Annotated in this window: 15 protein-coding genes; all 15 read left to right on the forward strand. The window is 40.7% G+C overall.

All coding sequences use genetic code 11. The features are described from left to right. The coding region (locus G3KMM_RS02795) for a hypothetical protein (RefSeq protein ID WP_164998471.1) at positions 1-1,496 on the forward strand (1,496 nt) is incomplete at its 5' end. Between the two features lie 185 nt (positions 1,497-1,681). Next, positions 1,682-2,005 carry a 30S ribosomal protein S10 gene (gene rpsJ / locus G3KMM_RS01700; RefSeq protein WP_129604716.1) on the forward strand — a complete coding sequence of 108 codons (324 nt, stop codon included), beginning with the start codon at positions 1,682-1,684 and terminating at the stop codon, positions 2,003-2,005. A gap of 71 nt (positions 2,006-2,076) precedes the next feature. Then, complete coding sequence (locus tag G3KMM_RS01705; RefSeq protein WP_129604719.1) at positions 2,077-2,868, forward strand: basic amino acid ABC transporter substrate-binding protein; 792 nt, start codon at positions 2,077-2,079, stop codon at positions 2,866-2,868. Beyond that, positions 2,868-3,605 (forward strand): amino acid ABC transporter permease, encoded by a 738-nt coding sequence (locus tag G3KMM_RS01710; protein ID WP_129604722.1) that lies wholly within the window; start codon positions 2,868-2,870, stop codon positions 3,603-3,605. The genes G3KMM_RS01705 and G3KMM_RS01710 overlap by 1 nt, the downstream gene beginning before the upstream one ends. Then, positions 3,605-4,333 carry an amino acid ABC transporter ATP-binding protein gene (locus G3KMM_RS01715; RefSeq protein ID WP_129604725.1) on the forward strand — a complete coding sequence of 243 codons (729 nt, stop codon included), beginning with the start codon at positions 3,605-3,607 and terminating at the stop codon, positions 4,331-4,333. Before G3KMM_RS01710 ends, G3KMM_RS01715 begins: the two co-directional genes overlap by 1 nt. A 42-nt stretch (positions 4,334-4,375) precedes the next feature. Continuing rightward, positions 4,376-5,683, forward strand: coding sequence for a glutamate ligase domain-containing protein (locus tag G3KMM_RS01720; RefSeq protein WP_129604728.1), 1,308 nt, complete (start codon positions 4,376-4,378; stop codon positions 5,681-5,683). Further along, the gene (locus G3KMM_RS01725) at positions 5,683-6,366 is read left to right on the forward strand and encodes an alpha/beta fold hydrolase (protein ID WP_129604731.1); all 684 of its coding nucleotides are present in this window, start codon (positions 5,683-5,685) and stop codon (positions 6,364-6,366) included. The genes G3KMM_RS01720 and G3KMM_RS01725 overlap by 1 nt, the downstream gene beginning before the upstream one ends. Next, entirely contained in the window at positions 6,363-8,636 is a 2,274-nt protein-coding gene (locus G3KMM_RS01730; protein WP_129604736.1) for a peptidoglycan bridge formation glycyltransferase FemA/FemB family protein, read from the forward strand. Before G3KMM_RS01725 ends, G3KMM_RS01730 begins: the two co-directional genes overlap by 4 nt. A gap of 10 nt (positions 8,637-8,646) precedes the next feature. Beyond that, positions 8,647-9,690, forward strand: coding sequence for a lipid II:glycine glycyltransferase FemX (locus G3KMM_RS01735; RefSeq protein ID WP_129604739.1), 1,044 nt, complete (start codon positions 8,647-8,649; stop codon positions 9,688-9,690). Between the two features lie 57 nt (positions 9,691-9,747). Continuing rightward, positions 9,748-12,807 carry a hypothetical protein gene (locus G3KMM_RS01740; protein WP_129604742.1) on the forward strand — a complete coding sequence of 1,020 codons (3,060 nt, stop codon included), beginning with the start codon at positions 9,748-9,750 and terminating at the stop codon, positions 12,805-12,807. A 67-nt stretch (positions 12,808-12,874) separates the two neighbouring features. Next, positions 12,875-13,546: an HdeD family acid-resistance protein gene (locus G3KMM_RS01745; protein WP_129604744.1), complete on the forward strand. Its 672-nt coding sequence runs from the start codon at positions 12,875-12,877 to the stop codon at positions 13,544-13,546. A gap of 87 nt (positions 13,547-13,633) precedes the next feature. Further along, positions 13,634-14,509 (forward strand): UTP--glucose-1-phosphate uridylyltransferase, encoded by an 876-nt coding sequence (locus tag G3KMM_RS01750; protein ID WP_129604747.1) that lies wholly within the window; start codon positions 13,634-13,636, stop codon positions 14,507-14,509. A 96-nt stretch (positions 14,510-14,605) separates the two neighbouring features. Beyond that, positions 14,606-15,007, forward strand: coding sequence for a hypothetical protein (locus G3KMM_RS01755; RefSeq protein ID WP_129604749.1), 402 nt, complete (start codon positions 14,606-14,608; stop codon positions 15,005-15,007). 68 nt (positions 15,008-15,075) lie between these two features. Continuing rightward, the gene (locus tag G3KMM_RS01760) at positions 15,076-15,381 is read left to right on the forward strand and encodes a YtxH domain-containing protein (protein WP_129604751.1); all 306 of its coding nucleotides are present in this window, start codon (positions 15,076-15,078) and stop codon (positions 15,379-15,381) included. A gap of 80 nt (positions 15,382-15,461) precedes the next feature. Further along, the coding region (locus tag G3KMM_RS01765) for a DNA polymerase III subunit alpha (RefSeq protein ID WP_129604754.1) at positions 15,462-17,569 on the forward strand (2,108 nt) is incomplete at its 3' end.

Genomic DNA, 17,569 nt, shown 5'->3' on the forward strand with positions numbered 1-17,569 from the left:
ATATTGAGGATTTTGATACTGGATTGACTAAAATTAAGTTTACAAATTTCAATGAACAATATTTGGTAGACGATGATGTAATAGAACATGGCGTTCACGACTTTAGTATGCTCATGGCTTATCTGAGAGAAGAAGATGAAAATGCTAATATGCTAAAATTCTACAGGGCAGTCGGTGACTTTAGCTATGTAAATGATCGTTTTTACATTTCGGCAGACACTATGCAGGATCGCTTTGACGATATCTTTCATGAGTCCGAAGACATTAGTGAGATTCTGCGTGATCAAAAAATGCGTGAATCAGTCATAGGCTATTTAAAGTCTAGGGTTTCAGAATACGAGAAAAGTGGTGAATTTTATCGAAATTCAAAATTTAACTATATTAATATTGATAAAATTCAGGATTTTATCCTTACCTTGCCAGGCGAATTGATCAAGCAGGTATTACGCATCACAGAACAGACCTCTCAAAATCTACATCTCCGTCGCAAAGTAGCAGAAGATACTATAGATTGGAAGCAGATCAAAGAATATCAACTTCGTACATCGGATATTGAGCTATTTCTCAAGTATCGCGACCTTCTTGAAATCGACAATGATTCTCTCGAGAAGTTAATTGCTAAATTCATGAATAACCCAGAACGTGAAGTAAAGGTAGTTCAACATGCGTGGAGCCTATGTGGTTGTTATCAATGGTATATATCGGAAAGACTGAAGACCTGCACCCGTGAAGATCACCTCAGATCAGTCCTAGATGAAGTAAAGCAATCTGGACAAATCGTCAAGGCTGATGCTATTCGTAGTCTTTTTAATTATAGGTATATAAATCTTACAAAAGAAGATTATGATATATTTCATCAATTCTTTGAAATTAGAGATACATCTGCCGCTCGTTTTTTAATTAAAATAGCCTTAATTTCTGGGCAAGAACCAGATGAGATTAGAGGACTTATTTATAAATTAGAGACCGATGATTTGATTTCAAGGTATAATCCAGGGCTTTTCGATTATTATCAAAATTATGGTTTTAAGGAAGGGCTAAAATGGATTGATCAATTTCAGGCTATGGAAAAGGCAAGAAAATTCGAACAGGAAAAAGCACGTACTAGAAAAGCGGCCAAGTTAGCTAAGTTTATTAAAGATACAAAAGACTTAGTTGTAGTGGTTAAATCAGTTTATGATCCCCGCAATAAGGACCATGTAGTAATCAATTCTCGTCATGGAGAAGATTTGGGTATTCTTCTAAGTGATGAGAAAAACTTATTTCTGATTGAAGGTAGAAAATATGATTACATAATAAACGTTGAGCGTGTTCGCAATTTACGTAATGGTATTTTGCATCTAGATGTTTTCGAAGGTGATGCTGGTACTATTGTTGGGCGTGATGGTTCAAATATTAGGTATACCTTAGAGCGCCTAAATCAGCTTGGCTGTAATTTATCTAATATTAAAATATACAGCCACAACGAAGCTAATCTATTTTACTCCGTATCATAGAGCTAATCGGCCACGTCCGTCCCCAGACTATGTCTGGGGATTTTTGTTTACCAATTTATTATCATCTCCACTTGACTTAAGCCAGATAATATATTATTATGCAACTATAAAATTTAATTGAGCCCTAAAAACTCATCGACATACTGTCTAGGTATATCTGAAGTTATAGAGCTAGAAGGAATAATATGGTTGAAACCAAGAGTGAAGGACTTAAGATCCGTATTCGTCTTAAGGCCTACGATCATCGCGTGATTGATCAAAGCGCAAAACAAATCGTTGATACCGCCATCCGTACCGGTGCTAACGTCTCTGGTCCAGTACCTCTGCCAACTAAGCGTAGTACTTTTACTGTCGTCAAGTCTCCACACGTTTATAAAACTGGTGGTGAGGCCTTTGAGATGAAAGTTCACAAACGCTTAATCGATATTACAAGCGCAACTCCAAAGACTATTGATGCTTTGCAGAATCTATCTCTACCTGCTGGTGTAGATGCAGAAATTAAGATGTAGTAGTATCTAAAAAATGGCACCCTAGGTGCTATTTTTTATGAAAATAAATTAAAATCTAGTATACTAGTGATATGAAGAATGGTGGTAAAAAACAAAAAATATTGGGAATTAGTCTAGCTGTTATTTACTTAATTCTTAACTTCTTCATGTTCCAAGACATTATGCGGCGTGAGACAGTAGTCTCCAAGGATTCCAATATTCTCGTTATGGGTACGAATGCCACCTTTAAGCCCTTCGAATATAAGGATGGCGATACGGTTGTCGGCTTTGATGTTGATCTTGCTGAAGAAATTGCTAAAAGTTTAGGTGCGGAGCTTAAAATCGAAGATATGTCCTTCGATGGACTTTTGCCAGCGCTAGAAAGCGGGCAGATTGATCTTGCTGTAGCTGGGATGTCTGTTACGGAGGATCGTGCTAAGAACGCCTTCTTCTCTGATCCGTATTATGTTGCCTCTCAGCAAATTGTTGTACGTGATGAAAGTAACATTAAAAATAAATATGAACTAGTAAATAAGTTAATTGGTGTTCAATTGGGTACTACAGGCGATCAAATGGCTAGGCAGATTAAAGGTGCTAGAGTCGTTCAATTTCCGGCCGTCCCTAATGTCCTCCAAGAGTTGACGACTGGTCGCATTGATGCTGCGATTTTAGATAACGCTCCGGCAGCTCAATATGTTTCTGGTTTTTCAAATCTAAAAATCCTCAATCTCCCGCTTAGTCGTGAGCCTTATGCCGTTGCTATCAAGAAAGGGAACCAGCGGCTATTAGATCAGGTTAATCATGTGATTACAGAAATGCGAGAAGATGGTCGCATGCAAAAAATCCTAATGAAACACTTTGGTACCGCGGAGGGGCAGTTATAATGAATTTCTTTGAAGTAATATTTGGCAATGGTCGATGGATTTACCTCTGGCATGGACTAGAAGTAACTATCGTCTTAACTACTATCTCAGTTATAGTAGGGCTATTTCTCGGTTTAATACTTGCTTTGCTCCGCACTTCAAGGGCTACTCCCTTTGCTTTTTTGTCTCACCTTCAAAAAAAGAAGACCTCAAAGTTATTAAGATATATCACGGCTTTTAATCCATTTCAGGTTTTTGCTCAAATTTACATCAGTCTCATTAGGGGAACCCCAGTACTCGTACAACTTCTAATTATGTATTATGTAGTGTTTGGCTCAATGCGAACTATGCCAAAATTAATCATTGCAGCTATCGCCTTTGCAATGAACAGTGCTGCTTATATTGCAGAGATTATTCGTGGCGGCATTGAAAGCGTTGATAAAGGACAGCTTGAAGCAGCTCGTTCGCTAGGATTTTCTCATCTTCAGGCCATGTATTATATTGTCTTACCTCAAGCACTAAAGAATTCCATGCCAGGACTTATTGGCGAAGGGGTCACTATGTTTAAGGAAACTTCAATCGTCGGTTGGATTGGGCTAAGTGATCTTATGCGGGGAGCAGATGATATACGCTCACTCACAGCTACCGCCTTTCAGTCGCTAGTCGCCGCTGCCATCCTCTATCTTGCGCTTACCCTCATCTTCTCGAAGGTCATGTTTAGGTTAGAAAAGAAATTAAATAATGACGAGGAAAAGTAATGTCCATTGTTGCTAAAAATATTCATAAAAACTTTGACGACACTAAGGTATTACGTGGCGTTAATCTTACGATTCATGATGGCGAGGTGGTAGTCCTTGTTGGTGCTAGTGGCTCTGGGAAGTCTACCTTTCTAAGATGTCTTAATCTTTTAGCCACACCCACTTCTGGTCAGGTTCTTATTGACGGTGTAGATATTACGGAGCCAGGTGTGGATCTAAATCAAATTCGACGTAAAGTTGGAATGGTCTTCCAAAATTTCAACCTTTTCAATAATTTATCCGTACTTGAAAATATCAAGCTAGGACCTAAAAAATTACTTCATCAAAAAGAACGGGATATCGATAAGGAAGCTAGAAGACTACTTAAAATGGTAGGCTTGTCCAATAAAGCTGATTCTTTCCCACAGAATCTATCCGGAGGTCAAAAGCAACGCATCGCTATCGCACGTGCACTAGCTATGCGCCCGGAAGTTATTCTCTTCGACGAGCCGACTTCGGCACTTGATCCCGAGATGATTGGCGAGGTTCTTGATGTCATTCGCAACCTAGCCAAGCAGGGCTTAACTATGGTTATTGTAACTCACGAAATGAGTTTTGCTCGTGAGGTTGGCACCCGTATGATCTTTCTTGATCATGGTAAAATTATCGAAGATGGCACTCCAGAACAGGTTATGGACCACCCTAAGACCGAACGTGCCGCTCGCTTCTTCTCTTCAATCCAAAAATAACCCCCTTTGCCAAGTTCATCGTCTTTATGTTAAAATGACGGTATGACTCCAGTGATGAAATTAAAGAAAAGATTTTACTTTCTAGTAGCTTCCTATTTCAGATTTTTTGCTAACATCTCATTTCGTCGCTGGCGACCTCGTGTGATCGCCATTACTGGATCCGTCGGTAAAACAACCATGTTGAACTTAGTGGAATGTATCCTGAAAGATCGCGCCCATTATTCTCATGATGCTAACTCCGCCTATGGTATTGCTTTTGATATTCTAAAATTAACTGGCGTAACTGGTTCAAAATTAAAGTGGCTTTATCTTTTTATTGCCGCACCAATTAAATCAATATTTTATACACATAAAGAGGAGTTTTATGTTGTTGAAATTGATGGGGAAAGGCCACACGAGGCTGAATTCCTTGCCTCCTGGCTTAAACCTGAGGTCACATTATGGATTTCTCTTGGCTTATCGCATGCAGTCCAATTCGAGCAGCAAGTAAAAGATGGGCTTTTTGAAAATCTTGATAAAGCTATTACCCACGAATTCGCTATGCTGCCAGAACATACACAGAAGCTTGTGATTATCGATAACGATGTCGAACTGATGGTTCGTGCCCTCGACAGCATTAAACAAAAAGGACTTACTCAGGCTAGAGTAATTAAATGCTCCAAAAAAGATCTTGTAAAATATCAGGTAATGCCAAATCAGACTAAGTTTGAGATTCAATCTGCCGAAAGTGGTGAAACAAGGCGGTATCAGTTTAACCGACCTCTTTCAAAAGACCTTACTATTCAGTTAGTTATGCTTGAAAAGTTGGCTGAATACTTAAAAATCAAAATAGATTCAGATCTTTCAGATTTTCGTCTAGCACCAGGCCGTAATTCATATTTTGAAGGCAAAAATGGCGTTCAGATTATCGATAGCAGTTATAACGCTCATCTAATTTCAGTAAAATCAATTTTAGAGATGTTTAAAGCTATGAAGGTGGAGCATAAGTGGCTTGTGATTGGTGATATTGTAGATCAGGGTAGTATTGAGGGGCAGGAACATGCAAAACTCGCCGCTGAAATTATCAAGGTAAAACCAGAAAAAATTATTCTAATCGGTCGTCGCACTAAGAAGTATACGGCGCCACTTCTGAAAGAAGCTGGCATTGTCCCTTATGTGACTAATGACCCTAAAGAAGCCTTAGCCTATCTAGAGAAACATTTGAGTGGCTCAGAAACAATTCTCTTTAAAGGCTCTCAGTATCTCGAATGGATCATTGAGAAGATTTTAAAAAATCCAGCCGACGCTAAGAAGCTACCTAGACGCGAAAAAGCTGCGATCAAAAGACGACAAAAACGAGGATTAAATTAATGACAAAAACACTTTACATCATTCATGGTTGGACCTATTCCGTGGAGCCATGGAATAAAACCATTAAACTCTTAAATGACAACTATAAAATTAAGGTAAAGATGTTACACGTCCCCGGGCTTACTGATCCCAGTAAAAAAGTGTGGAATATCGATGAATATGTTAAATGGGCCGATTCATTATTACCAGAAGACGCAGTGGTTCTTGGTCATAGTAACGGAGGTCGAATTTTATTAAACCTCTTGTCAAGGCAACCTGCGCGGGTCTCTCATCTAATTTTACTTGACGCCGCTGGTGTTTATGAGCCTTCAAAAAAACGTGATATTTTAAGAGCAATCAGCCAGCTATTTGCGCCATTAAAACAGATTAAAATTCTGCGCAAACTGCTTCATCGTATCATTGGTGCTGGTGATTACGAAAAGGCTCCTGAGAACATGAAAAAAACCTTGACTAATATGCTGGATTCGGACCGCCAACTAGATATCTCCAAGGTTAAAGTAAAAACCGATATTCTTTGGGGTGAATTAGATAAAATCACCCCTCCAAGGCATGCGCAAAAAATGCATCAGCAAATCAAAAAGAGCCGCCTCAAGTTATTTTCAAATTGGACACACGCACCCTATATTTGTGATCCGGAAGGACTCGCTCTTGCTATTAGTGAAGTTATGGAGGCAAAGAGGTGAAACATTTTTTCCTAGGTCGTGCTAATAATTTTAATCTTAAAGAAACCCTGCGTTTTCTTGCAAGTTTTGGTACAAAAAAGGATTATATAAAATTAAAACATTTTTTTTCTAAACAGTATCAAGTTGACCAAAAAAATGTCTACCTCTTTCATTCTGGTCGTACCGCTCTTTCTTTGGCTCTAATCTCGCAAATCCCAGCAGTATCCAAGGATTCTTCTGTTGATAAAAAAGTTAAGACAGAAACAGCTTCAAGAAAAGAATCGCTTCCAGCCGTTGCTATTACTTCACTAACCTGTTTTGCAGTTGTACAGGCGATCAGGGCTGCCGGATACCAACCAATTTACCTAGATATTGACCCTAAAACCCTACATTTTAATGCAAACGCCCTAAAGAAATGCATTAAGAAATACCCCAACCTGAAAGCCGTCATTGTTCAAAATAATCTTGGTATCCCAGCAGAAATAGTGGAAATTGAAAAGTTAGCAAAAGAACATAACCTTTTTCTTATTGAAGACCTTGCTCATTCATACAACATTCATTATTCGGACGGACGTCTTGCTGGAAATATTGGTGACGCCGTTGTCCTTTCTTTTGGTAAGGGAAAATCACTGGATGCAACTTCTGGTGGAGCACTAATCATGCGAGTAGCTTCCAAGAATCACCTCTTGGATTCTCGAAATATCGCTAGTCGCGCACCAAAGATCTCAAGCTCCTTACGAGATAATTTTTATCCATTGTTTGCTCTCATCTCCCGCACGCTTTCTTATCTCTCATTTGGTCGTTTTAATTTAGGTCAAATCTGGATTCTTGCTCTATTGAAACTAAAACTAATTCAACGTTCTGCCGACGCTGAGCTTGATTTTGAACGCCGACTCAGTTATTGGCAGTCAAGATATTTACTAAAAAAGCTACAAAAGAGTCAAAAATATCATTCAATTTTACGCTACCCGCTTCTTGTTAAGGATCGAAACAGTGTTCTATTAGAACTAAAAAAAGCCGGCTTTTTCTTTGACGAAGTTTGGTACGACTCGCCAGTGGCGCCTAAGCGCTACTTTAAAAAATCAGATTTCAATGAAAACGACTGCCCTGTTGCTACGTTGGTGGCCAAACATCTAATTAATTTTCCAACGAATTATTCATTTTTGCAGCTGAAACAAGCTTGGCAGATCATTGCTCCACAGCTAGTTGAAGTAAAAGTCAATCAACAAGGACAGCCAGAGCTTCTCAAAAAAGATTCTGTGGCTTTGTCAAAAGGCCAAAAAACTACAAAGAGCTTAGTCAAGCTAACACAACAAGATTGGAATAATCAGATTCGGGATTATGACCTTGCAAACTTTCTGCAATCTCCTCGCTGGCAAAAGTATAACGAATTTCTAGGCCGCCGAGTGCTTCTCTGCGAGTTTTATGGTCATGTCAAAGTACTTATGGTTATTAAGGACGCCAAGCGTGGTCGATTCCTAGAAATCCCTAATGGACCCCTGCTTAATTGGCAGGATCCTGTCATTGTTGCTCTTGTTTTTCAAGAAATTTTCCAAATTGCCAAGCAATATAAATGCGCGTTCATCCGTTTTCGTCCAGCCCTTGCTGATTCCGAAGAAAATCGCTTTATTCTAAAGCAACTAGGTTCAATTGAAGCTTCGTTCCATCTAGGCGCAGAGCATACCGTTATGATCGACTTAACAAAAACCGAAGAAGACCTCCTAGCCACCTTCCGACGACAGACCCGCTACGAGGTGCGCCGTGCTGAAAAGCTAAAAATCACTGTAGAGGATCGCTCCGATGATGCTGGTATCCTGGAGGAATTTCATCAGGTTCAGTTAGACACCGCAAAACGTCAAAACTTTATTCCCCCCACCAAAAAAGAGCTGCAAGCACTAAAAGATAGCTTCGCAGAAGATCTTAGATTGTACGTTACATATGACGAAACTCACCGACCAATTGCCTATGGTCTTATCCTGATTGATGGAATAGAGGCAGAATACTACGAGGCAGCCAGTACGCCACTTAATCGCAAATTGCCAGGCGCCTATGCATTGCAGTGGCAAATTATGCGTGACCTTAAAAAACGGGGTATCCAGCGTTATAATCTTTGGGGAATCGCTCCGGAAGGGCAAACAAAGCACCGTTATGCTGGAGTTACCACCTTTAAAACTGGATTCTCCGAGCACCGCTTCACCTATGTTGCGGCTCAAGATATTTCGGTGAGCCCATTACGTTATCAATTTAATCGTCTAATTGAGACCATCCGTAAAAAACGACGTCATTTATAAAAGGAAAAACATGAAAGAAACAACTAAGCCAAAAGTCACCGTCGAAGAATGTACTTCCAAAAAAGAATGGGATGCTTTTATTACCAGCTTTAAAGAAGCAAACTTTTTACAATCATGGGATTTTTACGAATTTTACCAGAGCATTAACCATCAAATTGTCCGACGGACTTTTAAGCGCGACGGAAAGATTGTCGCCGCCTATGCCGGTGAAGTTGAGCCAGCTAAAAGGGGCCGTCACCTAGCTATCGCCGGCGGTCCTATTCTCGACTGGCAAGATCAGAGCCTAGTGAAACAGGTTTTTGATGATATGAAAAACGTTGCAAAGAACCTACAATGTGTCTTTGTCCGGGTGCGTCCACAACTAGAATATAATCAGGATTCCGCCCAAATTTTTAACGAGCATAATTTTAGAAAAGCTCCAATGTATTTATCTGTTGAATATGCTGGTGTGCTGGATCTACACAAATCCGAAGATGAAATCATGGCGAATATGCGGCAACGTCTTCGTCGAGCCTTAAGAAAAGCGGAAAAGAATCAAATAACAATCGAAACCTCCACCAACCCCGAAGCAATTAAGGAGTTTTATCAGATTGAACTCCAGACCGCCAAACGTCATTCTTTCTATGCTTTTTCCGAAGAATTTCTTACTAAACAGTTCGCAGCCTTTGCAAAAGGCGGAGAGGCTGTCCTTTATATTGCTAAAAAGGACGGTGAAATTTTGGCAGAAAATTTCATGATTTTTTACGGCAACGAGGCCTCATACCATTACGGAGTCTCTTCAGAACTCGGGACAAAGTATTCTGGCGCCCCACTTCTTCATATGCAGGCCATGCGCGACGCAAGAAAGCGCGGCATTACTCGTTATAACTTCTGGGGAATCGTTGATGAAGAAGATACAAAACATCGCTTTTATGGCGTTTCCGTCTTTAAGCGTGGCTTTGGTGTATCCGAATTAAAATACCTTCCAGCCCATGATCTTATCTTAGATAAAAAACAATATTATTTAAAAACCTATCTTATTGAAACCATACGTCGAAAAATTCGTCATGTTTAAAATCTGAGTTTCATTCTGTTTAGCTTTTTAAAAAAATATAGTATAATCATAAGTAATATGGCAGAGAATATTGGTCGACCTGATGAAAATAGTTTCGGTAACCAGTCATTTTCTGAGAATCTCGAAAAATCAAATGTAGACTCTACGACGGATAATAGTGATAGCGCATGGGGTAATAATCAAGCTAAGAAGGTTGCGGAGCAGAAAGACGCACAGGATCTTGCTAAAAGCGCCGAAGAATCTGCCCTCAATCAGTCAGCCCCAGATGATGCTAGAGCCGCAGAGGCTGCAGGTGGGCAGACTGAAAACTCATTTTATCGACAAAAAGACGGCAAAGATAAGAAGGCTAAAATAAAAGCTACAAAAAAATATGGTCCCTTAGGGGCGATTTTGGGAATGTTGCTTTTTATGATGGTTGCTTTCTCTGGTGCCACCAGTCTCTCATCTTTTGCCATAGTCGCCAATGGCTTACAGCAGTTTAATATTACGCATTATAGTATGAACGCACGCTCGTCTTATCTTCTACCAAGAATGTTGCGTGGTGGCCTAAATTCGAAAATAACTACTAAGGGTCTTTTTGGTCTTGGTAAGGATAAGTTTAAAATCTCTGCTTCAATGTCTAAAAAGCTCGCTGCTAACGGTATTAATTATCTCGAGACGACTGGCACTGATGGAAAGCCACTCAATGTTTTAGTCTATAATGATGGGCCCGACGGTAAACCGATGGTGGTTTCCGCATATAACGAAGATGCATCAAGGATTCCGGATACTATCGAATTTACAACCAATAAAATTGATGCCGACGGTGTGTCAACGCCAGTCACCACTAAAATTAATGTTGACTCCGATAATAAAATGGGTTTTAGGCAGGCCCTTGATGTTAATGATAATTTTTTCAAAGCCGAAGAAAGGTCAACCAGAACTCTAAAAGGTCATGTTGCGGGTTGGTTTGATTCAATAGCTGAAAAAGTTGATGTTATGTTAAATAATGGCGGACGTAACCGTCAAGCAAACACTAAAAAGGATGCCTCTGACGAGGAGATTACGGCCAATGCTGAAAAAGATGGGTTAAAGGAAGAGGCGGAAGACTCCCAGGGGTCAATTGATGTTGATGACTCGGATGCCGACGCCGAAGAGCCGAATCGTGTGCCTGCCGACGAAGGTTCAAGTGCATTAACCAAAGGTATGGACACCCCAGCAGTTGAAAGCGCTCTGAAGTCTCGCGCCAAAAAAGCCGCTGCCACCATCGGTAGTGCCTCTGCTATTACAACTGGCCTCGGCTACGCTTGTACCGTGCTTAAAGTAATTAACACAATTTCACAAACTGTGGGCGCCCTCATGCGTTCCAAGGTTCTAAATTACGTCACCGGCTATACTGAAGCGGTCCATAAGACTAAAGCTGGCGATGGCTCGACTGAACTTCACTTCTATAATAAAGGCCTCAATACGGATGGCCCAACTCGTGACATGGGCGGCAATATTATTCCAGGTAAAGAATCTAGTTCGGCAATGAAAAGCTCTGCCATTAGTCAGTTCTTTAGTAATGGCCAACTGAAGGTAAAATCATCTGATCCAGTCGCAAGGAAGTTTAATACTGAAAATGCCATGCAGCAGGCCGTTTTTCATAGTGATGAAATTCAATCAAGTGACATCAACCAGGTCCCGCAAACTCTTGGAAAGCTGCTAAGTCAAGCCGCCGGAAGTCTCAACACCTATAAAGGCTGCATCGCATTGCAAACTACAGGCGATCTACTAGGTATTTTTGCTGATATCGCTGAAATCGCTGCTGCCATTCCAAGCGCTGGTATATCTATAATTATTGGTGAAATGGGCAAAATGCTAATGAAAAAAGCTCTCACTGTTGCTATTGTTGCTTCGGTTGGTGTGTTAGTTTCTATGATTGCTCCATATGTTGCACGCGCCTTAGCAAAGAGTTTAGTTAGTAACATGGTCGGTGAGGATGCTGGTTACGCCATAAATAGCGGCTTTAATATGTATACCGGCATTCAGCAACGTATGAGTTCTGGGCTTCCGGCAACCAAGAAGGCTCTCATTGCGCAATACCATGAACAGCAATCAGTAATTGCAAGTGAGTCTCGTTATGATAGGCAAACTAAAAGCCCGCTGGATCCATCCTCTCCGCATACTTTTATGGGCAGTCTAATGAATTCTCTTATTCCACTCGCCACTACGATGTCTTCACCAATTACCACATTTTCAAAGATAAACAGTACGGTCGCATCCTCAATTTCTCGCCTTCTTCCAACGGCTGCTGCTGACGATATTAACCAAATCAAGACTTCTATAAACGATAACTGTCCTTCTGGTAATGCATTTGAGGAACCTTTAGCCATGGATGCATTTTGTAATAACTACATTACCACCGACTACTCTACAATGAGGACTCCGCCCGATGAGGTTTTTGATCAAGTTGGTGCGGAAAACTTCGAATTGGATAAAATAGATGAGAACGTTAATAATGGTAATCCAGAGATTAAAGATAACTCTGAACTAGCCAAATGGACTCTTGCCTGTGCTGTGCGTGAATCTCATTATGGGGTTGCCGATAGTAATATTGCTGAAGCTACAAGTGGTTCAGCTGGCGTAGGTTCTGGCATTATTAAATCCTATACCGGTGCTGAAATTGGAGCTGTTCCCGTGGTTGGCGGTATCACTCAAACCATTTATAATGGTAAGGAAGCAGCAAATATTGGCTGGACCACCGGTGAAAACTGTGTCAAAGAGAAGTATAAATATTTCTCTCGCTACTCCGAAGATCAACGTGTCCTGGAGGCGGCAGGTCTTATTGAGCAGTCTGCGGTCACTGGCTACCTTAATCGCTACTTCGAGAAAAACCCACTCGATTTCACTGATTCCGGCATTGTAGCACGCTACACTGGCATGACAAAAGATCAGGCTGAAGTTGCGCTTGGGCTTTTAGAGTACAATACCTTCCTCGCAAGTTATCAGCCCAAGGAAAAAGGTCCAGAAAAACCGGTACAATATGACAATTATCAATACGAAGCTACCACCGTTATCGCTGAAATTATGCCAAGTGCCCTGGTCTCCTTTGTACCAAATTATCAAACTCAACGTCAAGCCGTTGCAGTAGCTTAAATCTTATTTTCTTCAGTAATTATAAAACGTGCTAAAATAAACATAAGAATTATAACCAAGGAGCATTATGTCTACAAAACTAAAGTATATTGATAGTCACTGGGGTATTTTTGCCTTACAGGGGATTGTTGCCTTATTGTTTGGTTGGTTCGCCTTATTCACTAGTTCCAGCGATATTCAGACACTAGTAATCGTTGTCGGCAGTGTGCTCCTTTCGCTCGGAATTATCGAACTATTGAATCTCTTAGCACGTACACGTACAAAAAATACTTGGGGTGTCTCACTAGTGATGGCTATCCTAGAAATCTCTGCCGGCCTCGCTCTTCTCTTTACCTACGAGCAAAATGTTGCCTGGCATCTTGTTGTTATTGCCGCCTATACAATCTTACGTGGTATTTTTGAAATCATTCTCGGACTTAGAGCCATTGATGATCTTACGGATAAATTTATCTGGATTCTTGCTGGCATCTGCGCCTGCATTATGGGCGTCGTTATCCTAAATACCGGTCACCTCGGTACCATCCCCTTCATTAAATACTTTGGTTCTTATATGATGGTCTTTGGTGTAGTAAATCTCATTTATTCCGTACATAATAATGAACAGAGTAAAGATTATCGTAGTGAGAAGCTTGCAGCAAAAAAGAAGATATCAAAGACTCTGGAATTAAAAACCCCAGTTTCAAAAACCACAACAAAAACGGTCAAGAAAACCGCGAAGAAAACCGCTAAGAAGGCTTAAATATAGATAGGCACCCCTCTCATTCTTCTTCAAAAAACTGGCATTATAAACGTAAATATGTTATAATTATGTCTCAAGGAGAAAAATATGAACTATAAAATGCCAACCAAGGCTATCATCACTGATGCTGGTTTTGCTAGCCGTTTTTTACCGATCACTAAAACCATTCCAAAAGCTATGTTGCCACTCGGAAATCGTCCAATCATGCAACTTGTTGTTGATGAATGTATAAAGGCCGGTATTACAGAGATTATTATCGTTGCCACGCCCGAGGGTAAGCCAATCTACGAAGATTATTTTAACAATTCTGTAAATCACATTCGTAAGCAACTAAAAGCGCAGGGTAAGCTAGACCGTTATGCTCCGATTCAAGAAATCCTTGATTATCCAAAAATTACTGTGATCGAACAGGACCAGTCCTATCCATACGGAAACGGTTCTCCAATTGCCTCAGCTCGTAAGTTTATTCGTGATGATGAAGCCTTCATTGTCGCTTACTCGGATGACGTAGTCTTCGGTACTTCCGATGTTAAAACCCTAATTGATTCCTACGCTAAGCATCAAGATGCACAGGCAATTATTATTGCTCAGGAAATGCCTAGGGAAGTATTGAACAAATATGGTATCATTCGTCTTCAAGATGAGACTAAAATGACCCTGCATGACATCGTCGAGAAGCCAAAAATTGAAGATGCTCCATCCAATCTCACTTCTTATGGTCGTTATCTCCTCACGCCAGATGTCTTCCAGTATCTTGATCCAAAAAATACCGGCCTAGATGGTGAATTATGGACTGTTGACGCTATTACGCGCATGGTCAAAGATGGCAATGTTTATGTTGAGAAGACAAGAGGTCACTGGATGACTACTGGTGATCCAAAAAACTACAACCTAGCTAGTCTTTATTATGCAACCGAATTTGAAGACTATGGTGAAGCACTTGTAGATTTTCTTCAAAAATAATTATAGTCAAACCACTAAAAAACACCCCAAGCGGGTGTTTTTTAGTTGTATACATTTACAAAATATAATACAATATAAGCGTAAAGGTTATCTAAAATGGAGTCACAAATGAATCTTGCCGAATGGATCCTAGTCATGTTCTTATCAGTTGCACTACTGATCTTTTTAATTGTCGGCATCGTTTTTCTGGTTAAGTTCACTAGTTTACTTTCTGAAATTGAAATTATGGTACAAACTGGTCAGTCTATATTTGATAAGGCAGATGATGTGGCTGATAATATTAAGGATCTCACGTCAGTTGGTCCACTTGCTAAGGGGTTCGTCACAGAATATATCGGTAGAAAGTTATTCAACCTCTTAAAAATTGATCGCAAGCCTAAAAAATCCTATTTTGATGAGTTTGAAGAAGAAGATATAACTAGGCAATCTGCAAGACGCGCAGCAACTAAAGCCACGAAAACGCCAATTAAAAGCGTAAAGCCAAAAGCTAAGAACTAGACCCCTATACTGTTCGCTCAAAATCGACTATAATAGATATAATAAACAGATTAAACAGGAGTACAAATATGAAAAAAGATAATAGTAAATTCTTCTTAGGTGTAGTCCTAGGTGCAGCAGCTGGTCTTGTCGCAGGTATTCTCACCGCTCCAAAGTCCGGCAAGGAAACACGTCAGGAATTGAAAGAGCAGGGTAAGAAAGCCCTTGATGAAACCAAAAAAACCAGCCAGAAGCTCTATCAGGACACCAAAGTTGGTGGTCAAAAATTGTTTGATAAATTATTTAAGAAAAAAGAAACTGCCGAAGATGAAGTTCTAGGTGTCGTTGAAGAAGTTGCCGAAGATGTAGCTGAAGTAGCCGAAGAAGCAAAATAGTAAAGATTAAATTAATTACAAATATTCTCTTCAATTAAATTTGAAGAGAGTATTTTAACGGGAAAATGGGTGTAAGGTAAATGTCAAGTGAGGTAGAAACAAACACAGATCAAAAAAGCCAGGAAGAGGCTTATCGCGATTTTTGTTGTGAATTAGATGATCCAAATCATCAAATCGGCCCCAGTGATTTTGTGCACCTACATAACCACACGCATTACAGTCTACTAGATGGTCTTACTAAGGTTCCAGATTTAATCGGTTATGTTAAAGAACAGGGAATGCAGGCGGTTGCCGTTACCGATCATGGCACCATGTCCAGCCTGATTGAGTTATATAAAGAAGCCAAGGCTGCTGAGATTAAACCTATCCTTGGTCTTGAAGCCTATGTTGCCGCAAGATCACGTTTTGATCGTGATCCAGCCTACGATAAGGTCCGTTATCACATCACTCTTCTTTCAATGAATGATCAAGGCTTTGAGAATCTCTGTCGCCTAGCCACCGAGGCAGAGGTTAATGGTAAGTATTATAAACCTCGTATTGATCACGAAATTATGGAAAAATACAGCGAGGGAATTATTTGTCTTTCAGGCTGTGCAAGCTCCGAAATTTCCGTGCGTCTTAAAAACGGCGACATGGAGGGCGCTGAAAAACTGGTGGACTGGTATAGTAAAGTCTATAAGGATCGTTTCTACCTTGAAATGCAGGATCATGGTCACCCAGATTCTCCCACCCACTGGGATGTGCAAGATCGCATCAACCGTGGCTTGCAGGCAATCGCTAAAAAGACTGGTTTACCACTAGTGGTAACCTGTGATGGCCATTATCTCAAACACGAGGATCAGGACGCTCATGAAATTCTGCTCTGTATTGGTACGGCCGCAAACCTCTCCGACCCTAATCGTATGACCTTGAAGGATTTTCAGCTACACGTCATTCCACCACAGGAAATTATTGATCGTTGGAGTAAGGACTATCCTGAAGCAATCAAAAATACAAGGAAAATTGCCGAACGTTGTAATACAGAAATTCAACTCGGCCGGATTTTAATTCCTAAGTTCCCAGTTCCAGATGGTGATTCTGAGAAAAGCTATCTAGATAAGCTTGTTTTTCGTGGACTCGCCTTCCGCTATGGTGGCGTTACTCAGGAAGAAGCGGAAAAACTCTCGATTGAAGAGTGTCGAAAACTGCTTTCTGAAAAAATTCTCGAACGTATTGATTATGAATTGGCGGTCGTCGACAAAATGGGTTACAACGGCTACTTCTTGATTGTGCAAGACTTTATTATGTGGGGAAAGACTCGCCGTATTATTTATGGTCCCGGTCGTGGCTCCGCCGCAGGCTCCATCCTAGCTTACGCCTTACGTATTACCGAGCTAGATCCTATGAAGTACGATCTGCTCTTCGAGCGTTTCTTAAATCCTGATCGTATCTCTATGCCAGATATTGATACCGATATTCAGGATACTCGCCGTGATGAGGTTATTGACTACTGTACCGACAAGTACGGCAAGGAACGTGTTGCTAACATTGTTACTTTTGGTAAAATGATGGCTAAAAACGCCGTGCGCGACGTGGCTCGCGTCCTTGAAGTGCCTTATGCCGAAGCTGACCGCATCGCTAAACTGGTGCCAGACCCCATCCAGGGTCACCATGTTAAGTTGACTGATGCCATTGTTAATACTCCAGACCTCAAATATGAATATGAGCATAACCCAGTTGCCAAACAGGTCATTGATTATGCCTCAAAACTTGAAGGTACTATCCGTTCACATGGTGTCCATGCTTGTGGTATTGTGATCGCTCCTGATGATCTCGTAAAATTCCTACCACTCGAAGTCTCCGCCAAGGGCCCACTCGCCACACAATATCCATCTACGCAGGTCGAAGAATTAGGTCTTCTTAAGATGGACTTCTTGGGACTTTCTAACCTCTCGGTGATTAATAATGCCCTGCGTATGATTCGCAAGGTTTATCACGACGATATTGATCTCTATAACGTACCACTCGATGATCCACTAGCTTATAAGCTCTTACAGAATGCCGAAACCACTGGTGTCTTCCAGCTTGAATCTGCTGGTATGAAACGCTATCTTAAGGATCTGAAGGCCTCTAGTTTTGAGGACATCATCGCTATGGTTGCCCTTTATCGCCCAGGGCCGATGCAGTTCATCGATTCCTTCATTCGTCG

Origin of the sequence: Candidatus Nanosyncoccus nanoralicus, assembly GCF_004138405.1 — a bacterium.
Taxonomy (GTDB): domain Bacteria; phylum Patescibacteriota; class Saccharimonadia; order Saccharimonadales; family Saccharimonadaceae; genus Nanosyncoccus; species Nanosyncoccus nanoralicus.